The sequence below is a fragment of the Parageobacillus sp. NEAU-HV-2 genome, assembly GCF_059115485.1.
On sequence record NZ_JBXUJJ010000006.1, the window covers coordinates 139051 to 155826 of the forward strand.

At 38.4% G+C, this 16776-nt stretch carries 17 protein-coding genes and 2 pseudogenes; 8 read left to right on the forward strand and 11 right to left on the reverse strand.

The window, feature by feature from the left end; genetic code table 11:
* Positions 1 to 31 precede the first annotated feature (31 nt).
* Positions 32 to 1258, reverse strand: a complete 1227-nt coding sequence (locus AC1WMD_RS11705; RefSeq protein WP_494257325.1) for a zinc-dependent alcohol dehydrogenase — start codon at positions 1256 to 1258, stop codon at positions 32 to 34.
* Positions 1259 to 1383: 125 nt separating this feature from the next.
* Here AC1WMD_RS11705 and AC1WMD_RS11710 point away from each other — a divergent pair, with 125 nt between their 5' ends.
* On the forward strand, positions 1384 to 1968 hold the full coding sequence (locus AC1WMD_RS11710) for a lysophospholipid acyltransferase family protein (protein WP_494257327.1): 585 nt from the start codon (positions 1384 to 1386) through the stop codon (positions 1966 to 1968).
* A 369-nt stretch (positions 1969 to 2337) separates the two neighbouring features.
* Entirely contained in the window at positions 2338 to 3222 is an 885-nt protein-coding gene (locus AC1WMD_RS11715; protein WP_494257328.1) for a diacylglycerol/lipid kinase family protein, read from the forward strand.
* A gap of 247 nt (positions 3223 to 3469) precedes the next feature.
* Here the strand turns inward: AC1WMD_RS11715 and AC1WMD_RS11720 are convergent, their stop codons facing one another.
* From AC1WMD_RS11720 to AC1WMD_RS11750, 7 genes are all read right to left on the reverse strand, one after another.
* Positions 3470 to 3811, reverse strand: a complete 342-nt coding sequence (locus AC1WMD_RS11720) for a hypothetical protein (protein WP_494257329.1) — start codon at positions 3809 to 3811, stop codon at positions 3470 to 3472.
* Positions 3812 to 4055: 244 nt separating this feature from the next.
* Positions 4056 to 4334, reverse strand: coding sequence for a CPBP family glutamic-type intramembrane protease (locus AC1WMD_RS11725; RefSeq protein WP_494257330.1), 279 nt, complete (start codon positions 4332 to 4334; stop codon positions 4056 to 4058).
* On the reverse strand, positions 4328 to 4756 hold the full coding sequence (locus AC1WMD_RS11730) for a hypothetical protein (RefSeq protein ID WP_494257332.1): 429 nt from the start codon (positions 4754 to 4756) through the stop codon (positions 4328 to 4330). The genes AC1WMD_RS11725 and AC1WMD_RS11730 overlap by 7 nt, the downstream gene beginning before the upstream one ends.
* A gap of 295 nt (positions 4757 to 5051) precedes the next feature.
* On the reverse strand, positions 5052 to 5927 hold the full coding sequence (locus AC1WMD_RS11735) for an AraC family transcriptional regulator (RefSeq protein ID WP_494257333.1): 876 nt from the start codon (positions 5925 to 5927) through the stop codon (positions 5052 to 5054).
* 331 nt (positions 5928 to 6258) lie between these two features.
* The gene (locus AC1WMD_RS11740) at positions 6259 to 6594 is read right to left on the reverse strand and encodes a hypothetical protein (protein ID WP_494257335.1); all 336 of its coding nucleotides are present in this window, start codon (positions 6592 to 6594) and stop codon (positions 6259 to 6261) included.
* Between the two features lie 68 nt (positions 6595 to 6662).
* A complete protein-coding gene (locus tag AC1WMD_RS11745; protein ID WP_494257336.1) occupies positions 6663 to 7445 on the reverse strand; it encodes a slipin family protein in 783 nt (260 codons plus the stop codon).
* A gap of 342 nt (positions 7446 to 7787) precedes the next feature.
* Positions 7788 to 8354, reverse strand: coding sequence for a hypothetical protein (locus tag AC1WMD_RS11750; protein WP_043904647.1), 567 nt, complete (start codon positions 8352 to 8354; stop codon positions 7788 to 7790).
* 525 nt (positions 8355 to 8879) lie between these two features.
* Between AC1WMD_RS11750 and AC1WMD_RS11755 the strand changes: the two genes are divergently transcribed.
* From AC1WMD_RS11755 to AC1WMD_RS11770, 4 genes and pseudogenes are all read left to right on the forward strand, one after another.
* Positions 8880 to 9305, forward strand: a complete 426-nt coding sequence (locus AC1WMD_RS11755) for a hypothetical protein (protein ID WP_043904648.1) — start codon at positions 8880 to 8882, stop codon at positions 9303 to 9305.
* A 150-nt stretch (positions 9306 to 9455) separates the two neighbouring features.
* Positions 9456 to 9869, forward strand: coding sequence for a hypothetical protein (locus AC1WMD_RS11760; RefSeq protein ID WP_043904649.1), 414 nt, complete (start codon positions 9456 to 9458; stop codon positions 9867 to 9869).
* 223 nt (positions 9870 to 10092) lie between these two features.
* A pseudogene (locus tag AC1WMD_RS11765) lies at positions 10093 to 10257 on the forward strand (IS1595 family transposase); the annotation flags it as partial.
* Positions 10258 to 10460: 203 nt separating this feature from the next.
* Positions 10461 to 11222, forward strand: a complete 762-nt coding sequence (locus AC1WMD_RS11770) for a glucose 1-dehydrogenase (RefSeq protein ID WP_494257337.1) — start codon at positions 10461 to 10463, stop codon at positions 11220 to 11222.
* A gap of 200 nt (positions 11223 to 11422) precedes the next feature.
* On the opposite strand, the gene AC1WMD_RS11775 is transcribed toward AC1WMD_RS11770, so the two are convergent.
* The 3 genes from AC1WMD_RS11775 to AC1WMD_RS11785 all read right to left on the reverse strand — a co-directional run bounded on the left by AC1WMD_RS11775 (position 11423) and on the right by AC1WMD_RS11785 (position 12560).
* Positions 11423 to 11659, reverse strand: coding sequence for an IS3 family transposase (locus AC1WMD_RS11775; RefSeq protein ID WP_144319572.1), 237 nt, complete (start codon positions 11657 to 11659; stop codon positions 11423 to 11425).
* 21 nt (positions 11660 to 11680) lie between these two features.
* Entirely contained in the window at positions 11681 to 11965 is a 285-nt protein-coding gene (locus AC1WMD_RS11780) for a DDE-type integrase/transposase/recombinase (RefSeq protein ID WP_088124135.1), read from the reverse strand.
* A 235-nt stretch (positions 11966 to 12200) separates the two neighbouring features.
* Positions 12201 to 12560 carry a hypothetical protein gene (locus tag AC1WMD_RS11785; protein ID WP_260676136.1) on the reverse strand — a complete coding sequence of 120 codons (360 nt, stop codon included), beginning with the start codon at positions 12558 to 12560 and terminating at the stop codon, positions 12201 to 12203.
* A 311-nt stretch (positions 12561 to 12871) separates the two neighbouring features.
* Between AC1WMD_RS11785 and AC1WMD_RS11790 the strand changes: the two are divergent.
* Together AC1WMD_RS11790 and AC1WMD_RS11795 are read left to right on the forward strand one after the other, a co-directional pair.
* Positions 12872 to 14099 (forward strand): annotated as a pseudogene (locus tag AC1WMD_RS11790) (IS3 family transposase).
* A gap of 615 nt (positions 14100 to 14714) precedes the next feature.
* Entirely contained in the window at positions 14715 to 16775 is a 2061-nt protein-coding gene (locus tag AC1WMD_RS11795; protein ID WP_494257339.1) for a thioredoxin domain-containing protein, read from the forward strand.
* The last annotated feature ends 1 nt before the right edge of the window (position 16776 follow it).

Consider the following 16776-nt stretch of genomic DNA (forward strand, 5'->3'; position numbering starts at 1 on the left):
TTCTCCTCCAAGCTAGTGTTTTGGTACTAATTTAAGGTTCGAATACCACTTTCATGATTGAACCTTTTCCTTTGTTAATAACCGTTTGTAAGGCATCACGATAATTTTCCAAAGGAAAACGATGTGTTACCAATGGCGATAAATCGACCTTTTCATTGCGCATTAATTCAATTGCAATTTGTAATGTTCGCATTTTCTTTCCTTGATATTCATCAGTACTGTATGCAAAGCTTCCTTTAACATCTAACTCATTAAGCCAAACGGTCGTCCAGTCGACACCGTCCATGATCCCTGCTAATCCCAATAGAACGACTTTTCCTCCATTTTTAGCAAAACGGAGTGCGTCGTTTATGCTTTGCTTATTACCAACGCATTCAAAAATAAGATCGGCCCCGCCTTGTACAACCGGATCACCAAAGAGCGGCTCTAACACGCTTGCATGAAGAGATTTGGCCGTTTCGTAAATATAATTTTTATTTTTTGTAAGATAAATGATTTCATCTGCACCATAGTGGGAAGCAAGCTGTGCTTGAAAGTCATGTTTTGCCAATACCACAATCCGGCAGGGAAATTCAAGTGCTCTAATCGCAGCGACAACACAAATCCCTATTGGACCGGCTCCAATGACCAATACCGTATCATCCTTTTTTGGAGGATTTCGCAAAACAGCATGCAGGGCACAGCTAAAAGGTTCTACCAACACACCGTTTAAATCATTTACATTATCAGGAAGTTTTAATACTTGACTTTTATGTGCAACAAGATAAGATCCCCAGCTTCCGCCGGTGTCACGGCAAGTGCCTATTAACAACCCTGGTGAAATTTCCCCTTCAGCCATAAAATTACAAAGGTTATAATCACCCCGCTGGCAATTAGGACAAGGGTCTGCAATTCCTCTCGTTATACAGGATAATATTGGGTCAATGACTACCCGGTCTCCGACATTTATGTTTTTCACCTTTGAACCAACTTCTTCAATCGTTCCTACCACTTCATGTCCAATCGTAAATGGAAAAGATGCAAACGGAGAAGTGGTGGGACTATCCTTTAAAAGGATGAGGTTTAAGTCACTTCCACAGATTCCTCCGTACTTTACCTTTACTTTTACCCATTCATCGTTTGGAAGTTTGGGAACTTCTACACGGCGTAATCGAACGCAGGATAATCTGGAGTTCCAATAAAAAGACTTTGAAACTTTACCCATTATTTTACTTAAGACATACCGAGGTACACTGTATTCAAATTGAATGGAATTCATTTTTACATCACCCCCCTAATATAGAATATTTTAGCCAACAAGTATAATTTGTCCTTTAGAGTAGCAAATATACATAATAGCTAATTTAAACAACGTTTTTCTTATAAGGTAATGGGTGAAAAAGTATGTTCTATACAAGTATGAAATGGATTTCAAAAATACTCTTATGTTTCATTTTTCGAATCGAAGTAATTGGCATAAAAAATTTTCCTAAAACTGGTTCGATCATTGTAGCAGCAAACCATACAAGCAATTATGATCCTATTATTCTTTCCAGTATCTTTAACCGAAAAATTCATTTTTTAGCGAAAAAGGAACTGTTTCAGCGACGTATTACCAATTGGTTTTTTCAAAAACTTCATGCTATTCCTGTTGACCGACAAAGCGGAATTGTCATTCGTCCTGTCCGCCGTGCCTTAAAGGTGATTGAAAACGGGGAAGTGCTTGGAATTTTTCCTGAAGGTAAAAGATGTAAAAACGGGGAAAGTGTCAAACCGAAAAAAGGGGTAGCTTTTTTAGGGTTAAAAACAGGAGCACCTGTTCTTCCGGTTGCGATTATTTATCTGGATACTAAAAAGTGGATTCGAAAGCCAGTAAAAATTGTTATTGGGCCAATGATGTATTTAAACGAACTTAAAAGTTCAGATTATGCCGTACTTGCAGAGGTTGTTATGAATCGCTCAAGAGAACTTAGAGAAATACATACGTAAGTTGACAATTATCAGAAAATTTAAGGGTAAATACTTTGTAGATATGGAAGCAGCCGGTTGGTTCGCAGACATTTTTCATGAAACACCGGCTTCTTTGAAATCTTGGTCAGGAGAATCTTTCTGCCATTTCATCAATTGTATTTTCAAGTGATTCCCGAGCATATTCGTGTATTTGTTCCGTTAGATAACATAAATGGAACTGTTTGAATATTTTCCTTATCAAAGGGGAAAATTGCTATTAAAAAATAGACGGTAAAATGGTAAAATTAACGAAAATAATCCTATTTATGGAATGATCTTTTTAACCATGCGCAATAAAACCATTTTCAAAACTATTACCATCTCTAATAAAAAAGGAAGATCTATAGTATGTATTATTTTATCGTCAATAAAATTTCGGGAAACGGAAAAGGACTAAAAGTTTGGAAAAAGGTTGAGAAGCTGCTTCAAGAGAAACAGGTAAATTATCAAGTTCGTTTTACCGAACGTCCAAAACATGCAGTAGAAATCGCTAAGGAGCTGTCTGCTGAAAAATGTTATGCTGTTGTTGCCGTAGGCGGAGATGGTACAGTCCATGATGTTGCTAACGGGTTAATCGATTCGAATATACCTTTGGGTGTTATTCCTGCAGGATCGGGAAATGATCTTGCAAGGGCTCTTGATATACCAATGGACTATAAAAGGGCACTAGAACGTATTTTAATGGGAAAGCAAAGAAAAATTGATATTGGAAGAGTTGGTAAAGAATACTGCCTCACTGTAACGGGGATCGGTTTCGATGGCAAAGTTGCTGAGGTAAATAATGCTTCCAAATACAAAAAATGGTTGAATTTCGTTAGATTAGGTGGTCTTTCGTATGGACTTAGTTTCTTGGATGTTTTATTAAAATATCGCCCTGTCAACATTCAATTAAAGGTTGATGGGAAGAACCTAGTGTTTTTTAATGTATGGTTAATTGCCATTGCCAATATCCCGAATTACGGCGGAGGTATTCAAATATGTCCGGATGCTTGTTATAATGATGGACTTTTCGATATTTGTATCGTACACAGCCTGACAAAATGGGATCTGTTACGCATTTTTCCAAAGGCGTATAAAGGCAAACATGTTTTTCATTCTGGTGTAACCATAATAAAAGGAAAACAAGTAGAAGTTATCTCTGAATTGCCGGTTATTGTACAAAGCGATGGCGAGATTCTCACTAAAACTCCGGTGAATGTGACGATTCAGAGGGATGCATTACTTATCGTTTAATTAGGGACGACAATCGTGTTTGTCCATTGGTTATAGCTAGCCCTGTAATGGGGCTAACTGATAAAATAAACGAAGAGAGGTTTAACTTAATACTTGTCACTGGTGTCTGTAACTTAGTAATACCGTGTTATAAACAAATGCACGAATATCCTTCGTTAAAAAATATAAAAAGAAAAAGGACGGTAACGACCTACCTTGGACAATCCAATCGTTGTGGTCGCCCCGATCCCCTTACGGCATATCCACCTTAAACTTCATCCGTGTCTGTTCCGGTTTCAATTTTAGTTTTATTTTTTTCGACTAAATCATTCTCTCCGCCATTTTTCGCGATTTGTCCCTCTTGGTTTGCGTTCTGCCCGCCTTCTTTCGCGATCTGTCCGCCTTGATTTGCGTTCGGCCCTTTTCCATTGATCTGTCCGCCAGTCTCTGCTCTTTGTTTATTACCAGCTTTACCACCTTGGTTTGCAAGATTATTGTTGTTGTAAATGTTGATATAAATTGTAAGACCGTCTTTGTCGTGTTTAACAGAGATTCCTTCTTTTAATTCTTCCTGATCATCATGGTAATCTTCTTTATGGTGTTTCCCCATAAGGATATTTCCTCCTTTCTTCTTTTAGTACCAGTAATATATGTTTCGCTTCCAAACGCGATTATGTACTTGTCCCCTGTCAATCATCTATTTTTAATAAATAGGGAGTTTGCTTGGGAAGCATTGAAAGCTAAAACATACAGCCTCTGAACGAATCATTTAGAAAAAGGACCTGTTTTGATTTGGTTGCTTTTGTGCGAGTGGAACAATAGAGTTTAACCAGCACCATAGATTATTGAATATATTACATCGAGTATGCATGTGTCATTGTTGATGCAAAAATATTACCTGTCAGTCTGTAGATAAACAAAAAATAAAAATGCGAGAGACATAAATTGGGTAAACGAATAGAAAGGTGATGCTTAATAAACGGCAAAAATTCTTGTCTTGAATAAAAATATTCAACAGGAATATGTTCGGCATAAAATAACAATCCCACCACAATCACGCTTAACCACTTTGAGGTAATCACTCCTTGGATTCTTGATTGTAAGTACCCCCGGAATATAATCTCTTCTACCAATGCGATACAAAAAAAGTAATAAAAAACTTGATAACGAAATCCTGTATACTAATTGAGTGAAGTAAGGATACGTCTATCTTAAATATGATAAGTTCCGGAATAACAAATATTAAACCAACTATTAAAGAGAGCATAAGTTTTTCTTTATGAAAACCAATAGATCGGCTAGATTGTTTTCGATATTTTAAAATAAACATTAAAGGGGCCAACTCGATTATACCCACAAATAATCCAAAAAGTATTTTCTTTAATGGCGGCCACATAGCTACATTAGGAAAAAACGGCGACCAAACAATAAAGAACAGAGTAATCATCAAATACAGAAAATAGCCTATACTTAAAGTAAAATCTACTTTCGTGTACTTCTTATGTTCATCTGGTAACAACATGAGCTTATATCGTTCAACATAACCAAGTTTCATTAGACTTTCCTCCCTACACGAATTAACCAATCTTAGAGAAAACCGAAGATCGCTCCTCCTACAAGGTAGAAATATCATTTTGTTTCACGATGATCACTCCGATATATTCCATGCCACTTAACAATTTCATTCCATAATGTTGCATTCAAATTCCTTCCGAAGCCGCGAAAAAGGTAAAACCCCTTGAATATCAAGGGGTTTTGCTCGTTTTGTACGATATTGGCGAATGCAACATAAAAACCATTATATTGCATTTTAAAGAAAGGATTTTAAAATTTCTGTTTTTAAAACTTTATTATAATTTCTCTTTTACCGGAATCCATATTTCACTTTTAAATGTTGGTGAGGTTACATCTTTATCCTCATTCCACAGGATTTCTGGACCTTCTGTTTGTTCATAGTTTGAGGTTGGAAACCATTCGGAATAAATGCGTCCCCATACATCTTGTAGTGTATCAGGAAATGGTCCGATTGCTTCGAATACAGCCCATGTTGAGGCAGGAACTTCCAGTTGTGTTAGTTCATCTGGGCACTCCTTCATTGTTGCCACGCCAATATAGTGATCAAGCTCTCCTTTTTCCTCCATTCTACCTTCAGAAAAGTTCGTGGATGCTTGAATCAGCCCTAAAGGCTCGACATTAGAAAGTTTTTTAAGTTTATTGATCTTTTCATCATCTAAGCTTTTCCACATAGAGGCAATTTCCGGATTAACTCCTTTGAAAATGATAGGAACTCTTTTCTTAATACCAACAATGCGAAATGCCTCTTTTTCTACAATCCGATAGTTCATTTCATTTCCTCCTTTAATGGATAAATGGAAGGTCATTCGTGGATAGGCTTTAAGTGAATGGCCATTATTTCTGGCTTCTGACGGTGTTATACCATGTAAGTTTTGAAAAGCTCTTGCAAAAGAATCTGGTGAGTTGTACCCGTATTTCATCGCAATGTCAATGACCTTTACGTTGCTATTTTTAAGCTCAAATGCTGCAAGAGTAAGGCGTCTGCGGCGGATGTATTCCGATAGCGTAATGCCCGTAAGAAAGGAAAACATCCTTCTAAAATGATATTCTGAGCAAAATGCCCGCCTTGCCACCTCTTTAAAATCTATATCGTTTGTAAGATTTTCTTCAATATACTTTATTGCTTCATTCATATTGTTAAGAAAATCCATTTCGTTTCCCTCCTTTCTTTATCAATAGAATAGCAGAAGTCGAAAAAAGACTTCCGACATTTCATGCACACTTATGTATGGTTTCATCTTAATAATTGTAACAGACAGTGACCGTTCGCCTTACAATATACCTCTAAAATGGATTATTGGCTCTTGTGTTCAAGAAGTTAAAATTAAAGATGTTGATCTCGATATTCGTCTTCAGCTTGGATATACAAACAGGTGACGTTAGTGGAATAGTGACGTTAAAATTTAAAGCTTGAGGACAGATTTTCCTCAAGCTTTTTTTAAAGTTGGCTCTGTTAAATTCCATTGTGGATTCTACCTGTTTCTACTCCAAAAATTTAAACGCGTATAAATATAATCCATAGTAAAGAGGGAGTAGCATAATTAGACTAGCCACTAACTCTGCCTTGTTAAACTCCTCGCTTTTAGGTAAAACCCAAATATTATAGTAAATATCCCAAATAACTATGGCTAAAAGAACATCTTTCCAAAATATAGGAGTAAAAAGTTTAATTTGATAGGCAAAACAGAATAATCCTAGCCAAGATATAGAACTAATTATAAGGTCAATGAAATTAAAAATATTCCTGAAACCAATCTTTACATAGGCAATTACAAGGAGCACAACCATAATCCATAGATAAATTTTCCAAAAAATCATTAGAATAGCCCCTCTTTTTATTACTTACCCAACCTTGGACATAATTATTCTTTATGTTTTGTTGATCTCTACTCTTTTTTATTCGTAGCACTTTTTTCTTTTTTTGCATTTGTAGGGACAGGTATATTGGATGTACCAATCACCAAAGTATTACCCGATGATTCTCCAACTGACTGCAATAATCTAAGTTGTAAAAGCATTGGGTTGTCTTCCAGCATCTTTGCTGCATTGGCAAGGTTGCGTAATGCAGCCGTTTCACCTCTGGCTTTCTCCATAACAGATAATCCTTCTTTTTGTGCTTTTATTACCTGAATGTAAGCTTTCTTCAAATCCGGTGGAAGTATAAGGTCTTTAATATTCACCGATCGAAGGTGTAAACCTAATTCTCCAACTTTAGAATGGCTTAATTCCAGTAAATTTTCTCCGATAGTATTTCGTTTTTCCAAAAGTTCATCCAGTTTCATTGAACCGACAATTTGCCGAATAGTTAGTTGCGGGATGGAATATAAGCTTTCGTGATAATTATTTACTTTGGTCACTGCAATATAAGGATCAATAATTTCATACTCGGAAACCAGACTAATTTTTATCGGGATATTATCTTGTGTAAGCACTTCTTGGGAAGGTATCGTCAATACGGTAGGACGAATATCCACTACTTCTACAGATGTAGTAAGGCCAATGGTCCAATATTGTCCTGGATTTAAAATCTCTTTAAATACTCCTTTATAGTATTTTACTCCCCGTTCATATTCATAAATGGTGGTCTTAACAAAAACTTTTCGAAGGAACGATGCTATCAAAAGCAACATAGCAATAATAATTAATGATAAAAATACATTTTGAATCATACCACAGCTCCTTTTGAAAATGGATATTCTGTCTCAAAGGGCAGTAACCCAATGACGGAGGTCCTAACCTACAGGGTCATTGGCTTACTTTCTTGCCCTTTGAGAACAGATCTTTGTTGTAGGGAGTCGAACCCTAGGACAATAAGTCCTTGACCACCAAGGATGAAGAAGTCCAACGCGCAGAGCCAGCTCAATCATTTTGAGCTAGATGCTTGCTTCTTCGTAAATCATTATATCTTTATTCAAAATAGGAAGTAATCTATTATTTAAATTTTTTCTTCGGAAAAATATGGTATATATAAACCAATCGATTGGCTAAAGGTTAACTTTATAATTTTTCTTTTACTTCTTTAAGTCAAATTGAGCAATTTCCTTTCCATTCGATGTTACAATCAATGAACCATCTAAAGCATTCTCCTTTAGTTTTTCCAATTTATCTTTCGCTGGAACTCGTATTGGAACTTGGGGATTTTCTTCGCTTACACCTAATTCAAATGTTAGAGTGAATTTTCCAATTTTATCAGGTTGGATTTCCCCAACAAAGTTAGCTCCGTAGCCCAAACCAGTTTCATCATATGAAGAAGGATTAAAAATATTAAAGCCAACTGTTTCTTTGGATGTAGCAACTAATTTTTTATTAGGGACAAATTTTACTTGTAAAGCTTTATCATCAGTTCCTCCGATTTTTCGATTTCCGTTATTTTTAATTTTAAACTCATAGTATAACGCTGTTGGAATAAGTTCTTGACCTTTTTTATCACCTTCTGTAATTATAATAGAACCAACAATGCTTTTATCTTTAACAATATCTACTTTTGAATGTACAAGTTCTAAAGATGGTTTAGACGAGCAAGCTGTTAAAAGAGCAAAAAGTGATATTAAACCCAAAAGCTTAATAAATCGTTTCATATTTGTATCCCCCTTTTAATTCAACTTATGCCCGTATTTTATCAAAATATTTCCACCTTTTAAAAAAATCATCTTAAATACAAAATATCTTCAATTTTAAAAACCTTGTCCGTTATCCCCAAGCGCTGTGCTGGGGTCAATTTTTGATGAGAAATCTTTATAAAAAGCTTTATATCAATAAAAATAGACCATTTCACTAACGCGAAATGGTCTGCGATTTTACTGTTTTGTCCCCATCAAGAGAACACGTTACTTTTTTAGGTGGTCTTTTTTATTTCGGTGAATGTATGTGATTTTAGCAGATAAAAACGGGAGCGGAAAAAGGAAAAATTTGAGCAGTACACAGGAAAAGAGGGGATTTGTTAAACTAAAGAGGACAAACTAGTTTAATAAGGAATATAGTCAGCATATTTCAACTAACAGGCGCTTGAGTTTAAGAAAGTAAGACAGTTGCGACAGCCTTTTCTTATTCAAATAAAGGGGCAGAATAATTATATAAGTATTGGTATAAGGGGAGTTGAAGTAATGATAAAAGTAAGTGATGCTGAAAGTTATCTCAAGGATAAAATAGGTGGCAAGATTAATGATGTAGTGGAAGTTTGGGAAATATTTAAGTCTTTTTGCAGAGAACCAGTAGAAGGTGAAGATGAAGTGGTTCTGCTTTTTCAATGTGGAATATATGATTTTACAGGAGAAGAACTATTCTATTTCGATTTCGTTAGGCAATTTACCGTTTATGAAGATGTGGAGTATTCTCGTACAGAACAACTTCATTGTGAATTTGTATTTAAGCCAACCGATGAACTAAAAAAATTGGAAGTATCAGAATGGTATTTTGATACTGATGGCGACATGGAGGATTTTTTTGCACATGTAGAAAATTTAAAGGAATTCCAAATACCTTTAAAATCGACACCATTACAACTAAACATATATCAAGAAGAGATTTAGTTTTTGTTTCACTCCCATGCATGAACGAATTAACTTCCATCAGTTGTGGTGAAATTCGCTTCATCGTTGGCTAAGGGTGCAGGTTAGTTTAATAAAACTTGGTAAGTCGGGAAAAATTTTTTATAAGAAATTTTTTTGAAGAGGGTTATTATGAAGTTTATTTTTTGGTTAATAAAATTAGGAATATATGCTTTTATCTCATTTATAGCAACAACATACTGGAAAGGTTTTGGTTGGTGGTTCTTAGTAATTTGTGCAATCTTATTACTAATAGTGGAAACTCTCATCAACAAAAGAATTAATCATTTCCAAAAACAGCAGCTTTTAAAAAAGTATCCAATTTTAAAGAATTTGAAGAAGGGACAGATTATTTCAGTTGAACTAAAGAGTGGGGAAGAACTAACGAACCTAATTTACATTGATTTTAATGATTACGAGATATTAGTAACTAAGCAACCAGAATTTAATAAAGATCCTGAAAAAATAACTGAGGACATTATTGATACCCGTTGGATAAAACTAAAAAAAATTAAAACATTGAAAATACTTAATATGAATAGATAATGTTACTTCAACTCCCATGGAAGAATAAAATTTCTTCCATCATCTGTGGTGCCACGAAGTGATGCATGGGTGGCTAACGGGTGGCGTTAGTGCTATAAGGACAAAGAAAAATAAAGATACAAAAATGCTAGGGTTTTTATCATCCTAGCGTTTTTTTTGTTTGTTAATTTTAGTGTGTTTATATTGATAATCCAGTGATGAATTAGTTTCCTATTCGCGCTATTACGAACCCATCAACGAACGCCAAAAGGAACGAGTAAAAAAGGGCATCTATCATATTCAAAATGTTAATAATTTTCATAGCCGTTTAAAAACCTGGATGAGACGATTTCAAGGTGTGGCAACTAAATACCTTGATAATTACCTCTATTGGTTCCGTTGGCTCGAAATTTTCATTTTTCTGATGGTGCCGTATTTATGCGGCATGGTTGTTTCCCATGGAAGAACGAATGAACTTTCATCATCTGTGGTGCCGCGAAGCGATGCTTGGGTGGCTACCAGCAGGATAGTTGAGAAGAAGGATTAAAATTGTTTTTCTAAAAGTAGGAATTTATAATAAATTTAAAAAATGGTGTGAAAGGAGAGAACTAAATGCAGTCATTCGCCGATAAGGTTGCTTTAGTTACAGGTGGGGGGTCGGGAATTGGTAGAGCGATTGCTTTACGTTTTGCACAACGAGGAGCAAAAGTCGTTGTGGCTGGACGAACACGAAAGACAATTACAGAGACTCAAGAGATGATTCGTCATATGGGCGGTGAAGCCTTTTCACTTCAAGTGGATGTGAGTTCAGATGAACAAGTTAGACAGATGATCCAAAGCGTAGTGAGTCGCTTCGGGCATTTGGACTTTGCTTGCAACGCAGCAGGAATAGGAGGACCATTAGCACCTATTGCAGATGTTTCAGAGAATGACTTTGACTCCATTATTGCAGTTAACCTCAAAGGTGTATGGCTCTGTATGAAATATCAACTTCAACAAATGGTGACGCAAGGTTGTGGGGTGATTGTGAATATTTCATCAATCAATGGTTTGGTTGGTACTCCCAATGCTGCCGTTTATTCCGCAAGCAAATCTGGGGTAATCAGTCTAACTAAAGCTGCTGCGCTGGAATACGCCAAATCAAATATACGTATCAATGCCATTTGTCCAGGTGCAATTCGAACTCCAATGCTGGAAAAAATGTTCATTGAAACAGGGATTGGAGAAAGTCACTACGAGTCTCGAATTCCGCAAGGGCGAATCGGAGACCCGAACGATATTGCGAACGCTGCAATTTGGTTGTGCTCTGATGAGGCTTCATACATAACCGGGCATATAATGGTTATTGATGGTGGAGTAACAGCCAGGGGATGAGTGCGATAACAGTGAATTCCCCATCATTTATATTTTTAAGGCTCCCCTGAAAATAAGCGGTTTATAAAGATATGAACCTAATTTTTCTGCCTTATCTCTGGTGCCACGAAGCAATGCATGGATAGCTACGAGATAGGATAGTTGAACACTGGTGTTATGTCAAGAAAACGGACACGTTAAACAGAGAGAAAAACTCTTGCTTATGCAGCTGCTTTTCTCTGATTAGCGTAGCATACTTCTTCCAATTCACATGGCGATACATAGCCAAGGGCGGAATGACTTCTTTTGCGTTTGTAGAAGCATTCAATGTACTCGAAAATCGCTTGTTTCGCTTCTTTCCGCGTACAGAAATGATTCGGATAGATGCATTCTTTCTTGATTAGGCTATGGAACGACTCGATACAAGCGTTATCGTAACAGTTCCCACGTCTCGACATGCTCACTTGAAAGTGATGTTCCTATAAGAGCTGCTGATAGTCATTCGAAGCATATTGGCTCCCGCGATCCGAGTGATGGAGGACTCTCCCTGTTGGTTTCTCGTTGTTTAACGCTCGTTGTAAGGCTTTAATGACTAACTCTTTGATCATTCGTGTATCGATATACCAACTTATTGCTTTCTTTGTATTATTTGATCCAACGGTGAAGAGTGTTGTAAGCCACCCCCAACTCTTTTGCCACTTGGGCGATGGACTTATCCCCCTCCAAGCATCATTCAACAGCCTGAATCTTGTATTCCTTATCAAATGTTCTTTTTCTCATGATTGGACACCTCGAACTTATTGTAATTAAGTTTATTATAGTCTCCCTGTTCTCCGTGTCCAATTTTTAGACTAACATCACAATCACCGCAAGTTATTATGTTGAATGACAAACCTCACTCTGAAACAAAGTGAGGTTTGTCATTTAGTCTCTATATTCAATTTTTTAAATCTCTTTAACCTTTAACCCTCTAATAGGTGCATCAATTAGGATTAGCGGTTATTTTTTTAGTTCTCGAAGCGCAGCTAACGCTTGTGTTAACACGTCAGCAACATTATGACTTGAAGCGCCTTTATCATCCTTACCAACTATAATCACGATAAAGATGACAATGAAGATAAAGAAAAAGTTGTTGTCATTATAGATAGTTACAGTTGAATTTCCGACACCTTCTAAATGAACAGTATCTGTGTCTACTTGAGCTTGTCCTTGTCTTTGGTCTTGGTCTTGGTCTTGTTTTTGATCTTGATACTGAAGTTGAATTTGTTTTTGCTTTTGAAGCTGCACCAGAAGATCTTCAATTTTCACCTCTAAATCGCGTATTTTTTCGTATAACTCTTTAGAGCCATAGCTCATCATAATATTCCTCCTTTACAGTTGTTGGTATATAGTATGTACTTTCTATGAATATGAAAGGGGGATTGTCTTAGTATGAGAACACATTTTTTGTTTTTAATAGGCTGTTAATAGGCCGGAGTAGCTAATTTTCTATTAGAATGCGTTAAATAAACCTATGATGATCTAGAGTAAGCCCTATAGATATAGAAAGAGCAAACACAATTTTAAGCACCCTTCGAGATGCTTTCTCATTAGCCCCCTAATGAATTTGGACACTCGATAAGGTGTTTTTTATAATCGAAGTGACCAAATGAAGGGGGCTTTTGATGTACATGAAACGAAGAAAACATTCGAAGGAATTTAAGCTACAAGTGGTGAAAGAAGCATTAGAAGTTGGAAATAAAGCATTGGTAGCTAGAAGATACGAGCTTAGCCCGAATCTTGTGCAAAGATGGGTGAAGGCATATGAAGAAGGAAAACTAGGACAAGAAATGGTTTCCTCTCCCTCTTCAGCTGAAATCAAACGGCTGGAGGAAGAAAACGAGCAGCTCAAGAAGCTATTAGGGGAAAAAGATTTAGAAATCGCGATTTTGCGTGATTTGATAAAAAAGAAGAACCCTCACTTACTGAAAAATTGGAAGTAGCCGAGCAGTGGATCAAGAAAGGATATCCGATTACAAAAGTATTGGAGATTCTAGAAATCAATCGCTCAACCTACTATTATCAACAGAACGGAAAAGTCGAGAAGAAAACAGTAGGTGGGGGACGTCCAACACCCGGCTACTCTCTAACGGCAACTGGCGAAAAAGTGCCAGACGAACAAATCCAAGAATGGCTCTCTGAGCTTGTGATGGGAGAAGGATTTGCCTACGGATATCGCAAGCTGACCATTCAGTTAAGAAGAGACCATCAGCTTGTGATCAGTAAGAAAAAGTATATCGATTGTGTAAAGCGATGGACTTACTGCGTCCGCAGCGAGAGAAACGGATTCCATATCCGAAGAAACTCGCTCGGAATCGCATCATTACAAGCTCAAATCAGTTATGGGAAATGGATGTGAAATATGGATATATCGAAGGAGAAGAACGCTTTTTCTTGGTTTTGTCGCTCATCGATGTGTATGACCGTTCGGTGATTGATTACCATATTGGGTTGAGTTGTTCAGGAAGCGATGCCGTAAAGACGCTTCAAAGAGCGTTATTCAAGCGTCAGCAATTTGAACAGGCAAATAAACCTGTGATTCGGACAGACAACGGCCCGCAATTTATTTCTCATGCCTTTGAAGCTGCCTGTGAGCGATTTGGAATCGAACATGAACGGATTCCACCACGGACGCCGAATATGAATGCGCATATTGAAGCGTTTCATCGTTTACTGGAGGAGGAATGGCTAGGAAGAATGGCGTTGGACAGCTATGAAGAAGCTTATCAAGCCGTGATGGAGTACATGAAATTTTATAACGAGCGAAGGATTCATTCGAGTATTCTCGATCTTCCACCGCATGAATTTTACAAAAAAGCGCAAACGGAATCGTTAATCATCAAAGAAGTTCGCGTATAAGGCAAGAGGATTTTGTCTTCTTGCCAAGAAAAAACGAGAAATTTTGAGAATAACCTAAAATAAGATAGGATGTGTCCAAATTTAGGGGGTCAATCCGCTCCTAATTTCGAAATAGCTTCTTTGTTGGTAGATGAATTGGCTCGCAATCATCAAGGAAGGTTAAGAATTGATGTTCCATCATGACATGAAGAATTTATGTTATTTTTTAGAGCAACACGGTTTTTTATAAAAGTTAAGCCAACCTCCAATTATGATCATGAATTCAAAGCAATTACCTCAACGAAATAGGACATTATATGGAATCGCTGCACAGGTGTTTGGATGATTTTAATTGTAGATATTATTGAGTTATAAAGAAGTTGTTTAATTTGCAAAAATGTTGTTTAAAAACCAACAAAGAAGAGAACATGGATAGAGCGTTTTTAGGTGCCTACTTTGGAGAGGATTTTTTTATGGCTAAGTTTATCTCTTTTGTATACATGGTAATGATTGTAATGGAATTTGTTCGTCAAGCAGAGAATGGGGCACTGTTACTTTTGAAATTGAATGACTAACTAAAGAAAGTTGGTGTTTTTTTCTTTTTACGGTAATATGGAAAAAAGGAAGGTGTGAGAGATGGAGACAAACCAAAAACCAAACCGACTTATTCATGAAAAATCACCGTATTTGCTGCAGCACGCCTATAATCCCGTCGATTGGCATCCGTGGGGGGAGGAGGCGTTTGCGAAAGCAAAAAAGGAAAACAAGCCGATTTTTTTGTCGATTGGCTACTCAACGTGCCATTGGTGCCACGTAATGGCCCATGAAAGCTTTGAAGATGAGGAAGTCGCGGCGATCTTAAACGAAAAATACATAGCGATTAAAGTCGACCGCGAGGAACGGCCGGATATTGATTCCGTGTATATGCGCGTCTGCCAGATGCTGACGGGGCATGGCGGCTGGCCGCTCAGCGTGTTTTTGACGCCAGAAGGGAAGCCGTTTTATGCGGGGACGTATTTTCCGAAGCGGAGCCGCTACGGTCAGCCGGGGTTTATCGACGTATTGACGAAGCTGTATCACAAATATCAGGAAAATCCAAGCGAAATCGAGCAGGCGGCCGAACAAATCACCGAAGCGCTCCGGCAGTCGGTCCGCACGGCGGGCACGGAGCGGTTGTCTCTCGAAGCGGTGGAAAAGGCGTACCGCCAGCTTGCCGGTAGCTTTGATACGGTGTATGGGGGTTTTGGCGGCGCTCCGAAATTTCCGATCCCGCATATGCTTACGTTTTTGCTCCGCTATGCTCAGTGGAAGCGGGATGACCGCGCACTGTTGATGGTCGAAAAAACGTTAAACGGCATGGCCAACGGCGGTATTTACGATCATATCGGCTACGGCTTCGCCCGCTATTCGACCGATGCGATGTGGCTTGTGCCGCACTTTGAGAAAATGCTGTATGATAACGCGTTGTTGGTTATTGCTTATACGGAAACGTACCAACGGACGAAAAACGAACGCTATAAAGAAATTGCCGAACAAATTATCGAGTTTGTCAAACGGGAAATGATGGCGAAAGACGGCGCTTTCTACTCGGCGATCGACGCTGATTCGGAAGGGGTGGAAGGAAAATATTACGTCTGGACGCCCGCGGAAGTGATCGATGTGCTCGGCGCCGAGCTTGGCGAATTGTATTGCAAGGTGTATGATATTACAGAAGAAGGAAACTTCGAAGGAAAAAACGTGCCGAATCTCATTTATACGCAAATCGACCGCATCGCCCAGCGATACGGCATGACGGAAGAAGAGCTGCAAGAAAAACTCGAACAGGCAAGAGAAAAGCTGTTTACCGCGCGTTCGTCGCGCGTCTATCCGCATGTGGATGATAAAATATTAACGGCTTGGAACGCGTTAATGATTGCCGCGCTGGCGAAAGCGGCAAAAGTGTATGAACGCCGCGATTATTTGGACATGGCAGAGCGCGCCCTATCCTTTCTCGAAGCGAATTTGGTGAAAGACGGAAGATTAATGGTGCGCTACCGCGATGGGGAAGCGAAGCATCTTGGCATTATCGACGACTATGCCTACCTTGTCTGGGCGTATATCGAAATGTATGAGGCTACATTCAATTTGTCCTATTTGCAAACAGCGAAAATATATATGAAACAAGCGCTCGATCTGTTTTGGGATAACGAGCATGGCGGCTTTTTTACGACAGGAAAGGACGCGGAAGAGTTGATTGTCCGCGAAAAGGAAATTTACGACGGCGCGCTGCCGTCGGGAAACAGCGTCGCGGCGGTACAGCTCATCCGTCTTGGGCGGCTGACGGGAGACTTGACGCTGTTAGAAAAAGCGGAGAAAATGTATCAAGTGTTTAAGCGTCCAGTCGAAGCGTACGAAAGCGGGCATACGTTTTTCTTGCAAGGATTGTTGTTGCTCGAAACGCCGACGGTCGAGGTCGTGCTGTTCGGCAAACAAGGCGACGAAAAGCGGGAGCAGTTTATTCAAAAGTGGCAGCACTTGTTGGCGCCAAACGTGTTTCTGTTAGCGGCGGAACACCCGGCTGATGTTGCGCACATCGCTCCATTTGCGGCCGAGTATGAACCGCTCGGGGAGGAAACGACCGTGTACGTATGCGAAAATTTCGCCTGCCGGCAGCCGACAACCGATATCGAAGCGGTGATGGAACAATTATTCGAATGAC

Excerpts from the sequence above, each read along its gene's own strand:
- AC1WMD_RS11705 (WP_494257325.1), bottom strand. The coding sequence starts at position 1,258 with ATGAATTCCATTCAATTTGAATACAGTGTACCTCGGTATGTCTTAAGT.
- AC1WMD_RS11710 (WP_494257327.1), top strand. The coding sequence starts at position 1,384 with ATGTTCTATACAAGTATGAAATGGATTTCAAAAATACTCTTATGTTTC.
- AC1WMD_RS11715 (WP_494257328.1), top strand. The coding sequence starts at position 2,338 with ATGTATTATTTTATCGTCAATAAAATTTCGGGAAACGGAAAAGGACTA.
- AC1WMD_RS11720 (WP_494257329.1), bottom strand. The coding sequence starts at position 3,811 with ATGGGGAAACACCATAAAGAAGATTACCATGATGATCAGGAAGAATTA.
- AC1WMD_RS11730 (WP_494257332.1), bottom strand. The coding sequence starts at position 4,756 with ATGAAACTTGGTTATGTTGAACGATATAAGCTCATGTTGTTACCAGAT.
- AC1WMD_RS11735 (WP_494257333.1), bottom strand. The coding sequence starts at position 5,927 with ATGGATTTTCTTAACAATATGAATGAAGCAATAAAGTATATTGAAGAA.
- AC1WMD_RS11740 (WP_494257335.1), bottom strand. The coding sequence starts at position 6,594 with ATGATTTTTTGGAAAATTTATCTATGGATTATGGTTGTGCTCCTTGTA.
- AC1WMD_RS11745 (WP_494257336.1), bottom strand. The coding sequence starts at position 7,445 with ATGATTCAAAATGTATTTTTATCATTAATTATTATTGCTATGTTGCTT.
- AC1WMD_RS11750 (WP_043904647.1), bottom strand. The coding sequence starts at position 8,354 with ATGAAACGATTTATTAAGCTTTTGGGTTTAATATCACTTTTTGCTCTT.
- AC1WMD_RS11755 (WP_043904648.1), top strand. The coding sequence starts at position 8,880 with ATGATAAAAGTAAGTGATGCTGAAAGTTATCTCAAGGATAAAATAGGT.
- AC1WMD_RS11760 (WP_043904649.1), top strand. The coding sequence starts at position 9,456 with ATGAAGTTTATTTTTTGGTTAATAAAATTAGGAATATATGCTTTTATC.
- AC1WMD_RS11770 (WP_494257337.1), top strand. The coding sequence starts at position 10,461 with ATGCAGTCATTCGCCGATAAGGTTGCTTTAGTTACAGGTGGGGGGTCG.
- AC1WMD_RS11775 (WP_144319572.1), bottom strand. The coding sequence starts at position 11,659 with ATGTCGAGACGTGGGAACTGTTACGATAACGCTTGTATCGAGTCGTTC.
- AC1WMD_RS11785 (WP_260676136.1), bottom strand. The coding sequence starts at position 12,560 with ATGATGAGCTATGGCTCTAAAGAGTTATACGAAAAAATACGCGATTTA.
- AC1WMD_RS11795 (WP_494257339.1), top strand. The coding sequence starts at position 14,715 with ATGGAGACAAACCAAAAACCAAACCGACTTATTCATGAAAAATCACCG.